The organism is Enterobacter cloacae complex sp. 397G4, assembly GCF_050031515.1.
Taxonomy (GTDB): domain Bacteria; phylum Pseudomonadota; class Gammaproteobacteria; order Enterobacterales; family Enterobacteriaceae; genus Enterobacter; species Enterobacter hormaechei_C.
Genome location: NZ_JBLGWE010000001.1, coordinates 3,898,509 through 3,913,649 on the forward strand (window position 1 = coordinate 3,898,509; position 15,141 = coordinate 3,913,649).

The 15,141-nt window shown below is 56.2% G+C and carries 12 protein-coding genes and 1 pseudogene; 5 read left to right on the top strand and 8 right to left on the bottom strand.

Translation table 11 applies throughout. The annotated features are described in order from the left end of the window. Positions 1–3: 3 nt before the first annotated feature. On the bottom strand, positions 4–534 hold the full coding sequence (rppH, locus tag ACQG1Y_RS18750; RefSeq protein WP_003862791.1) for an RNA pyrophosphohydrolase: 531 nt from the start codon (positions 532–534) through the stop codon (positions 4–6). Positions 535–1,217: 683 nt separating this feature from the next. Between rppH and mutH the strand changes: the two genes are divergently transcribed. The 3 genes from mutH (at position 1,218) to ACQG1Y_RS18765 (ending at position 3,430) form a co-directional block, all read left to right on the top strand. Continuing rightward, positions 1,218–1,910, top strand: coding sequence for a DNA mismatch repair endonuclease MutH (gene mutH, locus ACQG1Y_RS18755; protein WP_033487604.1), 693 nt, complete (start codon positions 1,218–1,220; stop codon positions 1,908–1,910). Between the two features lie 128 nt (positions 1,911–2,038). After that, positions 2,039–2,257, top strand: coding sequence for a YgdI/YgdR family lipoprotein (locus tag ACQG1Y_RS18760; protein ID WP_003862794.1), 219 nt, complete (start codon positions 2,039–2,041; stop codon positions 2,255–2,257). 132 nt (positions 2,258–2,389) lie between these two features. Next, on the top strand, positions 2,390–3,430 hold the full coding sequence (locus ACQG1Y_RS18765) for an NADP(H)-dependent aldo-keto reductase (RefSeq protein ID WP_015571754.1): 1,041 nt from the start codon (positions 2,390–2,392) through the stop codon (positions 3,428–3,430). A 93-nt stretch (positions 3,431–3,523) separates the two neighbouring features. Here the strand turns inward: ACQG1Y_RS18765 and lplT are convergent. Continuing rightward, positions 3,524–4,718, bottom strand: a pseudogene (gene lplT / locus ACQG1Y_RS18770) (lysophospholipid transporter LplT). After that, on the bottom strand, positions 4,711–6,870 hold the full coding sequence (aas, locus tag ACQG1Y_RS18775) for a bifunctional acyl-ACP--phospholipid O-acyltransferase/long-chain-fatty-acid--ACP ligase (protein ID WP_033487605.1): 2,160 nt from the start codon (positions 6,868–6,870) through the stop codon (positions 4,711–4,713). The pseudogene lplT and the gene aas overlap by 8 nt, the downstream one beginning before the upstream one ends. Before the next feature lie 617 nt (positions 6,871–7,487). Here aas and galR point away from each other — a divergent pair. Beyond that, the gene (galR, locus tag ACQG1Y_RS18780) at positions 7,488–8,510 is read left to right on the top strand and encodes an HTH-type transcriptional regulator GalR (RefSeq protein WP_003862806.1); all 1,023 of its coding nucleotides are present in this window, start codon (positions 7,488–7,490) and stop codon (positions 8,508–8,510) included. Here the strand turns inward: galR and ACQG1Y_RS18785 are convergent. The 4 genes from ACQG1Y_RS18785 to ACQG1Y_RS18800 form a co-directional block, all read right to left on the bottom strand. Then, positions 8,465–8,941, bottom strand: coding sequence for a GNAT family N-acetyltransferase (locus ACQG1Y_RS18785; protein ID WP_032669290.1), 477 nt, complete (start codon positions 8,939–8,941; stop codon positions 8,465–8,467). The genes galR and ACQG1Y_RS18785 overlap by 46 nt on opposite strands. Further along, the gene (locus ACQG1Y_RS18790) at positions 8,938–9,711 is read right to left on the bottom strand and encodes a GntR family transcriptional regulator (protein WP_003862809.1); all 774 of its coding nucleotides are present in this window, start codon (positions 9,709–9,711) and stop codon (positions 8,938–8,940) included. The genes ACQG1Y_RS18785 and ACQG1Y_RS18790 overlap by 4 nt, the downstream gene beginning before the upstream one ends. 78 nt (positions 9,712–9,789) lie before the next feature. Then, positions 9,790–11,217, bottom strand: a complete 1,428-nt coding sequence (locus ACQG1Y_RS18795; protein WP_048973800.1) for a glycoside hydrolase family 1 protein — start codon at positions 11,215–11,217, stop codon at positions 9,790–9,792. 7 nt (positions 11,218–11,224) lie between these two features. Further along, a complete protein-coding gene (locus ACQG1Y_RS18800; RefSeq protein WP_032649375.1) occupies positions 11,225–12,550 on the bottom strand; it encodes a PTS sugar transporter subunit IIC in 1,326 nt (441 codons plus the stop codon). A gap of 299 nt (positions 12,551–12,849) precedes the next feature. On the opposite strand from ACQG1Y_RS18800, the gene ACQG1Y_RS18805 reads away from it, so the two are divergent. Beyond that, positions 12,850–13,887 (top strand): LacI family DNA-binding transcriptional regulator, encoded by a 1,038-nt coding sequence (locus ACQG1Y_RS18805; RefSeq protein WP_003862814.1) that lies wholly within the window; start codon positions 12,850–12,852, stop codon positions 13,885–13,887. Here ACQG1Y_RS18805 and lysA read toward each other — a convergent pair. Next, positions 13,857–15,119, bottom strand: coding sequence for a diaminopimelate decarboxylase (lysA, locus tag ACQG1Y_RS18810; RefSeq protein ID WP_017692727.1), 1,263 nt, complete (start codon positions 15,117–15,119; stop codon positions 13,857–13,859). The two genes, ACQG1Y_RS18805 and lysA, sit on opposite strands and share 31 nt — an antisense overlap. Positions 15,120–15,141: the final 22 nt, after the last annotated feature.

Genomic DNA, 15,141 nt, shown 5'->3' on the forward strand with positions numbered 1-15,141 from the left:
AGCTTAACCTCTTTTACGTCGCCAGGCAGGTGCGCTCTGTGGCTTCGGAGGCGTCTCCTGAAGCTGCATCACGACACTTGCGAACTCTTTCATCACCCTACGATATACATCGCGCTTAAATGACACGACCTGACGAACCGGATACCAGTAGCTTACCCAGCGCCAGCCATCAAACTCTGGCGTGCTGCTGGTTTGCATATTGATATCTGAATCGTTGCCCACCAACTGCAAAAGAAACCACTTCTGTTTCTGGCCGATACAAACCGGCTTTGTGTCCCAACGCACCAAACGTTTCGGTAACTTGTAACGCAACCAGTTGCGGGTCGAAGCCAGGATGCGAACATCTTTTCGGCTTAAACCAACCTCTTCAAACAGCTCCCGGTACATCGCTTGTTCTGGGGACTCTCCGGGATTGATCCCGCCTTGCGGGAACTGCCAGGAGTGCTGACCATATCGCCGGGCCCACATCACCTGGCCCTGACGATTACAAATTACTATTCCTACGTTTGGGCGGTAGCCATCGTCATCAATCACCGGACTACCCCAAACTAAATCTGATATATGAATGATTGTTTCACACTACAGGGAGGCGGTAAACCACTCTCTTACAGGCCTGCAACCTAATAACATTTGAATAACTCACAATTTAGTGCGGAGTTATAAACAGATGCGGCCGACAGAGACCATTTTTATTCACCTTTTCTGTGGATATAGTTGTGAAGAAGTGCGGAATTACCGATGAACAACCTTGTAGCCCGACGAGCCGCCAATTTACCCCGCTTATAATAAATCATTTAAATTCATATGATTATATTGAAATTAAGGGTATCCAGTGCGATAAACGTGACGATCATCACATCAAAGATCCTCCTGCTGATGAAAGATCGAACAGCGTCGGTTTTATCCACAGTTTGTGCCAATAAGTTAGGCACAATTTGTGTGAAAATTCGATTTTCATCGCACGTCAAGGCTGTAAATTGAAACAGTAGTGGCAGTTATTCCCAGTTATCCCATTTTTCTGTGGATAACATGGTGTAAGATCCTGTTTATTGTCAGTGACCAGAATTGCACAACCTGTTTTTTAGCCGCCGCGGGACGGATTATATTCTAAAAAAGATGATATAAATCATCCACATGGAATAGGTGCACAGAAAAAGGTAAACTCTGTCCACAAGGGATAAAATATCAGCTCATTTTTTAATCAAAAGGTCGTTAGCATGCAATCTCTCGCCCCACTGCTCTCTCCTCCCGTCAGTGAAGCCCAGTTGCTCCAGCAGGCGCAACGTCTGGCAGGCTATTCACTGGGCGAGCTGGCCGTGATGGCGGGGTTGACGATACCCAACGATCTAAAGCGTGATAAGGGCTGGATCGGCGTGTTGCTGGAACGCTGGCTGGGCGCAAGCGCGGGCAGTAAACCCGAGCAAGATTTTGCGGCGCTGGGGGTGGAACTGAAGACGATCCCCATCGATAGCCAGGGACGGCCGCTGGAAACCACCTTTGTCTGCGTTGCGCCGCTCACAGGTAACAGCGGAGTGACCTGGGAAACCAGCCACGTCAGGCATAAGCTGAAGCGGGTGTTGTGGGTACCCGTTGAGGGCGACAGGCAGATCCCGCTGGCTGAGCGTCGCGTTGGCGCCCCGCTGCTCTGGAGCCCGAATGAAGAAGAGGAGAGACAGCTTTCCCAGGACTGGGAAGAGCTGATGGACATGATTGTGCTGGGACAGGTTGAGCGTATCACCGCCCGGCATGGCGAAGTGCTGCAACTTCGTCCCAAAGCCGCCAACAGCAAAGCGCTCACTGAAGCGGTAGGCGCACAGGGCGAACCGATCCTGACGCTGCCGCGCGGTTTCTATCTTAAAAAGAATTTCACCGGGGCGCTGCTGGCACGCCACTTCCTGTTGAAAACATAGTTTTTTACCAATTTTGCGCTCCGGCTAACATAATCTCCTCCTTTTTAAGATTTCCCCCCTTTCACCTGTCGTAATATCAGGTTATTACTACACTATGATTTGATACGAGCCAGGTGAGGATGAGAACGATGAAAAAATGGGCAGTAATTATCTCAGCAGTCGGTTTAGCGTTTGCGGTATCGGGTTGCAGCAGCGACTATGTCATGTCAACGAAAGATGGTCGTATGATCCTGACCGATGGCAAACCCGAAGTCGACGACGATACCGGTCTGGTGAGTTACCGCGATCGCGAAGGCAATCAAATGCAGATTAATCGCGACGAAGTCTCCCAGATCATCGAGCGTTAAACAGATAAAGGTCAGTAGCTTGCTGGCCTTTTTGATTTTTTCCTTCCCCTTTTGCCTTCCCTCTGCCATGTTTATATTCCTTTGTCGGGAGGTTCCTGACGCAGTCTGTATGTCTAAAAAAGGAAACCGGCTATGCATTATCACCGTATCCCCCACAGCGCTCTGGAGATCAGCCAACTGGGGTTGGGCACCATGACATTTGGTGAACAAAACAGCGAAGCCGATGCCCATGCACAACTCGATTACGCCGTCAGCCAGGGCATTAACCTGATTGACGTGGCGGAGATGTACCCCGTTCCTCCCCGCCCGGAAACACAAGGTCTTACTGAAACGTATGTCGGCAACTGGCTGGCGAAACGCGGCAATCGCGAAAAGCTGGTCATCGCCTCCAAAGTCAGCGGCCCTTCCCGTAATAACGATGCCGGGATCCGCCCTAACCAGATCCTTGATCGCAAGAATATCCGTGCCGCGCTGGATGCCAGCCTCAAGCGCCTGCAAACCGACTATCTCGATCTTTATCAGGTGCACTGGCCGCAGCGTCCGACGAACTGCTTCGGTAAGCTTGGCTACACCTGGAACGAAAGTGCTCCGGCAGTTACCCTGCTGGAAACGCTGGAAGCGCTCACGGAGTGCCAGCGGGCGGGTAAGATCCGCTACATTGGCGTTTCCAACGAGACGGCGTTTGGCGTGATGCGCTATCTGCATCTGGCCGATAAACACGACCTGCCGCGCATCGTGACCATTCAGAACCCGTACAGCCTGCTGAACCGCAGTTATGAAGTGGGTCTGGCGGAGGTGACGCAGTACGAAGAGGTGGAACTGCTCGCCTACTCTTGCCTGGGCTTCGGTACCCTGACGGGCAAATACCTGAACGGCGCGAAACCGGCTGGTGCGCGTAACACGCTTTTCAGCCGCTTCACCCGCTATAGCGGCGAGCAGACGCAAAAAGCCGTTGCGGCCTACGTGGATATCGCGAAACGCCACGGACTCGATCCGGCGCAGATGGCGCTGGCCTTCGTGCGTCGTCAGCCGTTTGTGGCGAGTACCCTGCTCGGCGCAACGACGATGGATCAGTTGAAAACCAATATTGAGAGTTTCCATCTGAACCTGAGTGAAGAGGTATTAGCGGAGATTGAAGCGGTGCATCAGGTTTATACCTACCCGGCACCGTAATAAAAGCAAAACGGCAACGTGCGTTGCCGTTTTTAGGGTTTTCACCCTCTCCCCGTGGGAGAGGGCCGGGGTGAGGGCATCAGGCCGCACAATTCAACGACGACGCTGCCAGACCCACAGACCGCTAATCGCCAGCGCGAACAGCGCGCCGAATCCTACCCCGATTGCCACGACCGGCGCACCTGCTTTTACCGCCAGCGAGTAAATCCCCAGCATCAGTAACATCGCCATGTTTTCACCAAGGTTTTGCACCGCAATGGCGTTACCCGCTCCAACGGTCTGCTTGCCGCGCTCCTGCAACAGCGCGTTTAGCGGCACCACAAAGAAACCGCCTAACATGCCGATCAGCAACAGCAGGGCATAGGCAGGCAATAGGGCATGTTGCAGGGAGAAGAACAGAACGCCGACGCCAATCAGGATCCCCGCAGGCATGCAGCGCGCGACGGTTTCCAGCGTCACCAGTTTTGCCGCAGCCCCGGCCCCGACAACAATCCCGACGGCGACCATGGCATTCAGATAAGTCGGCGTGGCGTTGTCAGTAATGCCCAGCGCCACCGGCACCCACAGCACCAGCAGGAAACGCAGCGTAACGCCGGCCCCCCCAGAACATGCTGGTGCCCATCAGCGAGAAGCGTGTTTCACCGTTACGCCACAGTACGCGGCAGGCGTTGAAGAAGCTGCCGGTCATTGGCCCGAAGCGCCAGGATTGCCCCGGACGCGCCACGGCCAGTTTGGGGATAAACAGGTTGGCGATCACCGCGCCACCGTACATCAGGGCGCAGATGCCAAGCGCGGCGAGCACATGCCAGTCTGCCAGTACGCCACCCGCCACCGAACCCAGCAGAATAGCCGCAATGGTGGAGGACTCCATCAGGCCGTTGGCCTTCACCAGCTTATCACCGGTGGTGAGCTCACCCAGAATGCCGTACTTCGCCGGGGAGTAGGCTGCCGCACCAATGCCCACCAGCGTGTAGCCGACAAACGGGTTGATACCAAAGCAGATACTTGCCGCGCCCAGAAGCTTAAGGCTGTTGGCAAACATCATGACCCGACCTTTCGGGAAGCTGTCCGCCACCTGGCCGACAAACGGCGCAAATACGATGTAAGCACCCACAAACACCATCTGTAGGATCGGCTGGCTCCAGTCGGGGTAAAACTCAGCTTTCAGCAATGCCAGCGTGGCAAACAGCAACGCGTTATCGCCGAACGCGGAAAGAAACTGGGCGGCGATAACCGCCATCATGCCTTTCGACCAGATTGAAGTGTTAGTGTGCACTGACTCACGCATTTTGCTGTTCTGCCTCTTCAACCATGCCCTTCAGGGTCACGAAATCGGGTTTACCGCTGCCCAGCACCGGTAACTGTTTGAGGTAACGAATATCGCGGGGGACCGCCAGCTCGGGGATACCGTGTTCGCGTGCATACCTGAGCAGCGCGTCACGCTTCAGTTCACCGTCTGTCGTGAAGAGCACCAGCGCCTCGCCTTTACTGGCATCACTTTTCACCACGGTCGCATGCATTTTCTCCGCCGAGACGGCGGTCGCCAGCGTTTCGACCATTTCAAGAGAGACCATTTCCCCGGCGATTTTGGCGAAGCGTTTTGCACGTCCCTGGATCTGCACGAAGCCCTGATCGTCGAAGCGCACGATATCGCCCGTGTCGTACCAGCCCGTTTCAACCTCGCCATTGACGTTCTCGGCCGTCGGCGCCTCAAGCACGCCCGGGTTTTCCACACGCAGATAGCCGTTCATGACGTTCGGCCCTTTCAGCTGAAGACGTCCGCCGTCTTCAATACCCGGCACCGCCAGCAGACGTGCGTCCAGCCCCGGCAGAATGCGGCCAACCGTTCCCGGTTTAGCCGCCATCGGAACGTTGATGGAGACCACCGGCGCGCACTCCGTCACGCCATAGCCTTCCAGAATGCGCAGGCCAAACTTGTCCTGCCAGATCTGGCGCGTGCTGTCCTGGAGTTTTTCCGCGCCCGCCACCACGTAGCGTACGCGGAAGAAATCATACGGGTTGGCGAAGCGCGCGTAGTTACCGAGGAAGGTGGACGTCCCGAACAGCACCGTGCAGTTACGGTCATAAACCAGTTCCGGCACAATGCGGTAGTGCAGCGGGCTTGGGTAGAGGAACACCTCGGCACCGGTCAGCAGCGGCGTAAAGAGACCCACGGTCAGACCAAATGAGTGGAACAGCGGCAGCGCTGACATAAAGCGATCGTTGGCGGTAAAGTCAGCAATAGTTTTAATCTGTTCGACGTTCGCTAGAATGCTTTTGTGGCTGTGAACCACACCTTTCGGGTTACCTTCAGAGCCAGAGGTAAAGAGGATAATGGCATCATCTTCCGGCTGCTGCTTAACCTGCGCCAGACGCGGCATCAGCAGGTGCGCGAAAATCCACAGCTTGTCGGCGGTCGTGACGTCTGCTTTCAGATCTTCCAGGAACACCCAGCGCACCTGCGTCAGCTGTTCCGGCAGGTGCCACAGCTTGCCTTTATCCAGGAACTGGCGGGAGGTAAAGATGGTGTTGATTTGTGCTGCGGTAATCGCGCTGGAGAGCCCTTTCACGCCCGCCGTGTAGTTCATCATCGCCGGAATGCGGCCCCGGGAGACGGCACCAAAGATTACCGCCGCGCTGATACCCGCGTTTGGCAGCATCAGGCCGATCTTTTCGCCCTGTTTGCTGTACTTTTCCAGAATACGCCCGACAAACAGCGTTTTGGTCAACAGCTTACGGTAGGTATCCGGCGTAAAACTGATGTCTTCGATGCAGTTTTTCTTCGCACCGTAGCGATACTGCGCCGACAGCAACGATTCATACAGCGTTTCGCGCGGGCGAACGGCCATGCGCGCTTCCATCATAATCTGGTGCAGCATTTCCCCGGCGATTTTACGGCGGTCGCGCGCGCGCGGCGCCTCGGGCATCGGCAGTGACGTCGGCGGTAATATATGCAGGGTAATTTTCGGGAACAGACGCTGCTTCACCAGCCCTTTCAGACGGCTGAAAAAGGTCAGCTCAGCCCCGTCGATGCGTAGCGGCACGACGGTGGCCTGAGACTTCGCCGCGACAAAACCGGCCCCGTCGTAAATTTTCATCAGGGAGCCCGTCACTGAAATACGCCCTTCCGGGAAGATAACCACCGGGCGCCCCTGCCCAACCAGACGCACCAGATGTTTAATCATCATCGGTTTGGTTGGATCGAGCGGGACAAAATCAATCAGCGGTTTGAGCCAGCGCATGTACCATTTTTCACTGATGGAGCTGTAAACCGCGAAGACGGGGCGCACGGGCAAAAACAGCGCCAGCAATACGCCATCAAGAAAAGAGACGTGATTCGGTGTGATAAGCACACGCTCGCCATAGAGTGCCTGCGTATCGCCAGTCACGCGGATGCGAAACAGGACACGAAACAGTGTGCGGAAGAACCCAAAAAGCATTTCAACTCCCTTTGCCAGCCAGTGTGAAAGGTATAAATGGTGGCAGATTACACGAGAAGTAGTGAGGGAGCGATAGCAAAAACAGAGGCGAAAAAAAACCTGCGCATCCGCGCAGGTTGGTGCAAGAGAAGAGTACGAAAACGTACCAGGAATTCTCACCAATCAATACCTCTGGGATCTTGATTGTGGCCTCCGGCGACAGGCTTCGCCAGCGGGAAAACGCAAGGGAATGAGCCGAAGTGCAACCAGGTGTGAATATTCTCTTTTGCTGTTACAGGTTGAACTTACAGGCAAAAAAAAACCTGCGTAAAACGCAGGTTGGTGTAAATCGTGTTAATCAACCGAAGTTGATTCCACCTATCAATACCTCTGGGATCTCGACTCTAGCAATTCACTACGCATCGTTGCTAACGGACAATCGCAACAGCCTGAGGCAAAGTGTAACTAAAGGTTCAGATTGACATTATTCAGACATGACTGGCCGTGTAACGATTACACCGTGAGGGATGTTCTGCTTCACGTTTGCAGAGGACGCCCACCCGCTCCCCTTGAATGCGCGCTGCTTTTCCGCAACACTAGTTAGTGTGTAAACGCTTACCCCTATAAGAAGGTATTGAATGGCGACAATTAAGGATGTGGCTCGTCTGGCCGGTGTTTCCGTCGCGACCGTCTCCCGCGTGATCAACAACTCCCCTAAAGCGAGTGATGCATCGCGCCAGGCCGTGCAGGACGCCATGGAAAACCTGAATTATCACCCTAACGCCAACGCGCGCGCCCTTGCCCAGCAGTCGACAGAAACCATCGGGCTGGTGGTCGGAGATGTATCCGATCCGTTTTTCGGTGCGATGGTCAAAGCCGTAGAACAAGTCTCTTATCACACCGGAAATTTCCTGCTGATTGGTAATGGCTACCACAATGAACAGAAAGAGCGCCAGGCCATTGAGCAGCTGATCCGTCATCGCTGTGCGGCGCTGGTGGTCCATGCAAAAATGATCCCCGACGCCGAGCTGATCCATCTGATGAAACAGATGCCGGGGATGGTGATTATCAACCGTATTATTCCCGGTTTTGAAACCCGCTGCGTGGCGCTCGACGACCGTTACGGCGCATGGCTCGCAACCCGTCATCTGATCCAGCAGGGCCATACCCGAATTGGTTATCTGTGCTCCAACCACCCAATTTCCGATGCGGAAGATCGCCTTCAGGGCTATTACGACGCGCTGCGCGAAGCCGGTCTGCCGTGCAACGATCGTCTTGTGGCGTACGGAGAACCGGATGAGAGTGGCGGCGAGCAGGCGATGACGGAGCTGCTGGGCCGCGGGCGGAATTTCACCGCCGTGGCCAGCTATAACGACTCCATGGCCGCCGGCGCAATGGGCGTGCTGAATGATAACGGGATTGACGTCCCGGCAGAAATTTCGCTGATTGGCTTTGATGATGTGCTGGTGTCGCGCTACGTGCGCCCTCGCCTGACCACCGTGCGCTACCCGATTGTGACCATGGCAACGCAGGCGGCAGAACTGGCGTTAGCGCTGGCCGAGCATCGCCCGCCACCGGAAATTACCCACCTGTTCAGCCCAACCTTAGTGCGCCGTCACTCGGTGGTATCGCCCGCGGAAGCCGTGAGCGAACAGCGATAGAGATGGACGGTTTTATCCGGGTATTCCAGCGCATCGCCAATGTAGTGCCAGCCGTAACGTTCGTAGAAGTCGCGGCAGGCAGACCAGAGATGAAGCTCGTGATATCCGGCGCGTCGCGCGTAGCCGATAACATGCCGCTGAAGTTTTCCCGCCAGCCCGTTTCCCCGGGCGGCTTCATCGACATACAGCGCAGCCAGCCAGGGGTGGAGATCCTGTCGGGAAATTAAATCGCAACGCCACAACCCAACGGTGCCCAGCAGCTGGTCATCCTCAACGGCAATAAAGGTAAGCGGTAACTCGCCCGGCGTCAGGCTGTGCTCAACAATGCTCTGGAAAAAGGCACGCGGCATACCTTCACCAAACGCGTTCCAGATCCAGTCGATCACCCGCTGTGTAAACTGCGGCGCAGCGTGAAGCGGCAGTATATTCACACCAGTTTCCCCTGGAAAAGGGGGACCGATTCAAAGAGATAGCCGTCAAAATCGGGCGCGTCTTCGTCTGACAGCTCAAGCAGGCTCTTTTTGACGTTTTCAAGATGCTGGAACATCGCCTGCCACGCTCCCATCACGTCGCGGCGGCGGAGGGCAGCGAGAATGGTTTGCCTGTCGCCGAGCCATTTCAGCCGCCATGCGCGGCTGGCGATGTGGCCATTAAACTGCTGCCACAGCGGGCTGCTGTCCATGTGATGCCAGACGCTTTCAACGGTCGCCAGCAGCATCTGGTTTTGTGTGGCTCCCGCAAGCACCAGGTGGAACATTTTGTTGTTGTCCTGGCTGCGATCGTCGGCGGCAATAGCCCGTTGCTCCTGCTCGATGATGCGGCGCAGGTTGTCGATATCCGCCCGCGTCGCCATTTTTGCGGCAAAGGCGGCAATGTTGCTTTCAAGCAGCTGACGCGCCTGGAGAATTTCAAACGGACCCACGTCACTGTTCAGAAAACGCTCTTCCTCATTTTCATGCTCCTCCGGAATGCGCATCACGTACACGCCAGACCCCTGGCGAATATCCACCGTCCCCTGTAGCTCAAGCATCAGCAGCGCCTCGCGCACGATAGTGCGGCTCACGCCATACGTCTCGGCAATGTTGCGCTCCGGCGGCAGACGCGATCCCACGGGATAATGCCCCTGGATAATCTGCGCCCGTAAATCCTCGCCAATCTCCTGGTACTGTTTTTTTTCCGGCAGGATGACAGCCTTATCCACGTTTTCACCTGTGTTTATCAGTTAATGCGCGGGCCGGACGTCCTCCCGGCCAGTTTGTGCGCTATTTTACCAGAAGGCTTACTTCCATTCATCGTCAACCCTGAGCGTCAGCACACGCTCATCGCGCAGCTGGCGAAACCAGGATGCCGATTTCTTTGCCCGCCGTGCGCGATGGTTTTCAAGGTCGATCTCAATAAGCCCGTAGCGGTTTTTAAACGCGTTCATCGGGGAGACGTTGTCGGTGAAGGCCCACAGCATATAGCCGTGGCAGTTAGCCCCCGCCTCCCGCGCCAGCAGCGTGTAATAAAGATGTTCGCTGAGAAACGCAATGCGGTACGCGTCATCGATAATGCCGTCGCGATTGCGAAACTGCGCTTCGTTCTCCACGCCCATCCCGCTTTCCGCTACAAACCAGTCAATGTTGCGATAGTCGTTTTTAATCCGCATCGCCATGTCGTAAATAATGCGCGGGAAGATCTCCCAGCCGCGGGAGGTGTTCATCCTCCGCCCCGGCAGCTCGAACGGCTCGTAGTAGTACGCCGGGTGGAACGGCGTCTCCGGGTGCCAGGCGCGGGACGGGGCTTTGACGCGATGCGGGTAATAGAGGTTAATGCCCAGCTCGTCGACGGTGTTGTCGGCAATCAGCGCCAGCTCGTCAGCCGTGTATTCCCACTGCACCTGATGCTGCGCCAGCAGGGTAAAAAGCGCCTGCGGATAGCGCCCGTGCACCAGCGGGTCAAGAAAGACGCGGTTATAGAACAGATCGTACATCTCTGCCGCCCGCACGTCATGCGACGCGCGCGAGCGCGGGTAGGTCACCTCCGGGTTGAGAATACAACCCACCGTGCCGTCATACCCTTTCTCGCGAAACAGCTTCACCACTTTCGCCGTCGCCAGCACCTTATGGTGGTTCCACTGCATCCAGGTGCTGGTGTTCTGCTCATAGGGCCAGCGCAGTGCGTCAAGGTAGACGCGCGTCTGGACCACAATCGGCTCGTTGAAGGTAAACCAGCGGGTGACTTTGCCGTGAAAGCGCTCAAACACCTTTTCCGCATAGCGAACGAACAGCTCGGCGACGTGCTTCGACGCCCAGCCGCCGTAGGTCTCCAGCAGCACGCCCGGCAATTCGTAGTGTTCCAGGCAGATCATCGGCTCAATGCCCTGACGGTGCATTTCATCGAACAGCGCGTCGTAATAGGCGGCGTACTCTTCATCTACGGTGGCGTTTTCATAGTCGGTCAAAAAGCGCGACCAGTTGATCGAGGTGCGATAGTGCGTCAGTCCCGCCTGCTTCATCAGCGCCACGTCTTCGCGAAAGCGATTGATAAAGTCGGTTGCCACCGCCGGGCCGTAGCCGTTGTGCCAGACGTGACGATCGTTCTTGTACCAGAGATCGATCCACGAATCCTGCCCCGGCTTTTTGCCGCTCCAGCCCTCGGTCTGCCAGGCCGATGCTGCCGCGCCCAGCATAAAATCTGGCGGTATGGTTATCTGTTTTATGCTCATCCTGTCCTCATGCGTTATCGGTGGCTTGTTGCAGTGCGGCCTGATCTGCGCGGCGTGAGGCAATTTTCACAAACGGCAGATAGATAATCACCGCGGTCACGATGCAGATAAACTGGGTGATCACCGCCCCCATGGAGCCCGCGGTTGACAGCCAGGCGTTGATCAGCGGCGGCGTGGTCCAGGGCACCATCACCACGGCTTTCCCGGCAAATCCGGTCACGGTGGCAAAGTAGCCAATCGAGCCCGTCACCAGCGGCGTGATGATGAACGGGATAGCCAGGATCGGGTTGAGCATGACTGGCATCCCGAAGATCACCGGCTCGTTGATGTTAAAAATACCCGGGCCGATGGAGAGCTTAGCGATCTCCTTCATCTCTTTACGTTTGGTGGCAATCATGACGGCTATCAGCAGGCCGATGGTCAGGCCGGAGCCGCCGATGCTCATATAGACGTCCCAGAACGGCATGGTGATGATGTTTGGCACCTCTTTGCCCTGCTCGAACGCGCTCATGTTGACAGTGATCGCCCCCAGCAGCAGCGGCTCGCGGATCGGCTTGATCATCTGGTTGCCGTGAATACCAATCACCCAGAACAGCTGGGCGACAAACATCAGCAGCAGGATCCCCGGCAGGCTTTGCACCACGCGCTCCAGCGGCTGTTGCACCACCTGGTAAACCGCGTCGTAGAGATACATTCCGGTAACCCGATGAAACACGAAGCCAAAGGTGGCGATGGCGGTGGTGGTGATAATGGCCGGGATCAGCGCAGAGAACGACGCGGCGACGTTCGGCGGCACCGTGTCTGGCATCCTGATTTTCAGCCCCTTGCGGTTTTCCAGCCAGCAGTAAATCTCCACTGACAGGATGGCGATAAACATGCCGAGGAACAGGCTGCGGGTATCCGAGAACTGGCGCAGCAGCACGTCTTTCACCACGTGCATCTCGCCGTCCACCAGCATTTCCACCGTGGTCGGCGTCACGCAGATAAAGCAGATCACCGCCAGCAGGCCGGGGAACAGGGACTTAATGCCGTTAATACGCCCCAGCTCAATGCCGATTAAAAACACCGCGCCGATGTTGAGAAAGTTGAGCGTGGCATAGTTCAGCGCACTGGTGATCGGCTTTAACGCCGCCAGAAACGACAGCGACTGAAAGCTCGCCAGGCCGTTTTTCGGATCCAGCACCATATTGGAGATCAGTACCGAGAACGCCCCCACAATGATGACCGGCATTAAGGTAATAAACGCAGACTTGATCGCCTGGATATAGCGATAGCTGTTGAAGGTGGTGGCAAAACTGCCCAGAGCGTCGATCAGTTTTTCCTGAAATGCCATAGGGTAATACCTCAGTAAAAGGGCTTTTATTGAATAAGATGGACAGCCGGATACTATTGGTATGCCAAAAATAGCGTCCACAGGCGCTTTGTTCTGTGATTAAGCTCTCAATGAGGTAAGAGGTATTCCAGATTGCGATTTATCACCATTTTGGCATGCCAATGACAGGCATTTATCCCGCGGGCGAGGATCGTTACCGAAAAGCGTGATCGTTATGGGGTTTTGCCCTTCCCACGTCGCTTATGCGCCGGATGGTCTGTGTTAAACTGCAAACCATTACGTGGAAACAGGAATTTCGAATGGCAACAATGCTGGATGTCTCACTGCGTGCGGGCGTGTCGAAGGCCACCGTTTCGCGCGTGCTGAACGGCACAGGTCAGGTTAAAGAGAGCACGCGTCAGCAGGTATTTCGCGCGATGGAGGAGCTGGGCTATCGTCCGAACTTTCTCGCGCGTTCGCTGGCTAACCAGACCAGCAACAGCATTGGTCTGGTCGTCTCGACGTTCGACGGTTTTTACTTTGGTCGTTTGCTACAGCAGGCGTCACGGCAGACCGAAAAGCACGGAAAACAGCTGATTGTTACCGACGGTCACGACGCACCTGAGCAGGAAGAACAGGCGGTCCAGATGCTCGCCGATCGCAAGTGCGACGCCATCGTGCTGTATACGCGTTACATGAGCGAAAAGACGATCCTGAAGCTGATCAACAGCGTGCAGACGCCGCTGGTGATCATTAACCGTGAAGTGAGCCAGGCGGCGGATCGCTGCGTCTTCTTTGAACAGCAGGACGCAGCCTTCAAAGCGGTGGATTACCTGATAAGCCAGGGCCACCGGGAGATCGCCTGTATCACCGTCCCGATCCACACGCCAACGGGTAAAGCGCGACTGATGGGCTACCGTAAGGCGCTGGAGAAGCACGGTATTCGTCTCGACGAGCGGCGGATTAAATACGGCGATGCAGGCATGACGCGGGGTTACGAGCTGTGCAAGGAGCTGATTGCGGAAAAGACATCGTTCAGCGCCCTGTTTGCCTGTAACGATGATATGGCCCTGGGCGCCTCCAAAGCATTACACCAGGCCGGGCTGAAGATCCCGCAGGATATTTCGCTGTTTGGTTTTGACGATGCCCCCAGCGCAAAGTGGCTGGAGCCTGCCCTGTCGTCGGTGTATCTGCCGATCGACAACATGATCGTCACGGCGATCGACCAGGCGATCCGGCTGGCAAAAAACCAGCCGGTTGAAGCGATCCCGCCGTTCACCGGCACGCTGGTGTTACGCGATTCGGTGACAACAGGGCCCTGGTTTAATCAGACCAGCTCTAACGCCAGCAGCTCCTGAATGGTCTGGCGACGGCGAATCAGCCGCGCCACGCCGTTATCAAACAATACTTCCGGCAGCAGCGGGCGGCTATTGTAGTTGGAAGACATAGACGCCCCGTACGCGCCAGTATCATGCAGCACCAGATAATCTCCCGGTTTTACCTCTGGCAGCGAACGGGTTTCGACTTTCCCGCCTTCCTGCTGAGTAAAGACGTCACCGGATTCACACAGCGGGCCGGCAACAACGGTCTCGATGCGCGGGGCGTTAACCAGATCGCGGCCATCGGCGGCAAGTGCGGTGATGTGATGATAGCTGCCGTACATGGACGGGCGCATCAGATCGTTGAAGCCAGCATCAATCAGCACAAAGTGACGGCTTCCCATCTCCTTCACGCTCCGCACCTGCGCCACCAGCACGCCGGCCTCGGCAACCAGGAAACGACCCGGCTCAATCTCCAGCTTCACCGCATGGCCCAGATGGGCGGCGATGCTGTCACGCGCGGCGCTCCACAGGCCGTAGTAGTGATCCGTGTCGATCGCCTCTTCCCCTTCGCGGTAAGGGATCGAAAGCCCTCCCCCGGCGGAGATCGCCTCCAGATCCTGACCAAAATCGATAACCTGACGCACCATGGCGCCACAGACCTGCTCAAGATGGCCGTAATCCACGCCGGACCCGATATGCATGTGAATGCCCACCAGCTTGAGGTTGTAGCGTTGTAAAACCTCCAGCGCCGCAGGCATATCGGCATACCAGATCCCGTGCTTGCTGTTTTCGCCCCCGGTGTTGGTTTTCTGACTGTGACCGTGACCAAAGCCCGGGTTGATGCGCAGCCAGACGCGATGGCCAGGAGAGACCTGCCCAAGCTGTTCCAGCATATCCACCGAACCGGCATTGACCGGGATTTGCAGCTCGTGCACGCGCGCCAGCGTGGCGTCGTCAATCAGGTCAGCGGTGAAGACGATCGCGTCGCTGTCGGCTTTCGGATCAAACCCGGCCGCCAGCGCACGTTCGATTTCACCCAGCGATACGGAGTCAACCTTCACGCCCTGCTCGCGCATCAGGCGCAGAATATGAATATTGGAGCAGGCCTTCTGCGCAAAACGCACCACATCAAACTGATGCAGCGCGGCGATCTTCTCGCGCACAATCTGCGCATCGTAGACCCACACCGGGCAGCCGAATTCGGCAGGCAGGCGCAGCAGGTTATCGGCGTTTAAATCGGTCTCAGTCTGGTTGAGTGGGCGTGGCATGGTCGTCTCCGGAAATCTGTTT

Bases quoted from the DNA above. Each gene is read 5' to 3' on its own strand.
- mutH (WP_033487604.1), top strand. From the start codon at position 1,218: ATGCAATCTCTCGCCCCACTGCTCTCTCCTCCCGTCAGTGAAGCCCAG.
- ACQG1Y_RS18760 (WP_003862794.1), top strand. From the start codon at position 2,039: ATGAAAAAATGGGCAGTAATTATCTCAGCAGTCGGTTTAGCGTTTGCG.
- ACQG1Y_RS18765 (WP_015571754.1), top strand. From the start codon at position 2,390: ATGCATTATCACCGTATCCCCCACAGCGCTCTGGAGATCAGCCAACTG.
- aas (WP_033487605.1), bottom strand. From the start codon at position 6,870: ATGCTTTTTGGGTTCTTCCGCACACTGTTTCGTGTCCTGTTTCGCATC.
- galR (WP_003862806.1), top strand. From the start codon at position 7,488: ATGGCGACAATTAAGGATGTGGCTCGTCTGGCCGGTGTTTCCGTCGCG.
- ACQG1Y_RS18795 (WP_048973800.1), bottom strand. From the start codon at position 11,217: ATGAGCATAAAACAGATAACCATACCGCCAGATTTTATGCTGGGCGCG.
- ACQG1Y_RS18800 (WP_032649375.1), bottom strand. From the start codon at position 12,550: ATGGCATTTCAGGAAAAACTGATCGACGCTCTGGGCAGTTTTGCCACC.
- ACQG1Y_RS18805 (WP_003862814.1), top strand. From the start codon at position 12,850: ATGGCAACAATGCTGGATGTCTCACTGCGTGCGGGCGTGTCGAAGGCC.
- lysA (WP_017692727.1), bottom strand. From the start codon at position 15,119: ATGCCACGCCCACTCAACCAGACTGAGACCGATTTAAACGCCGATAAC.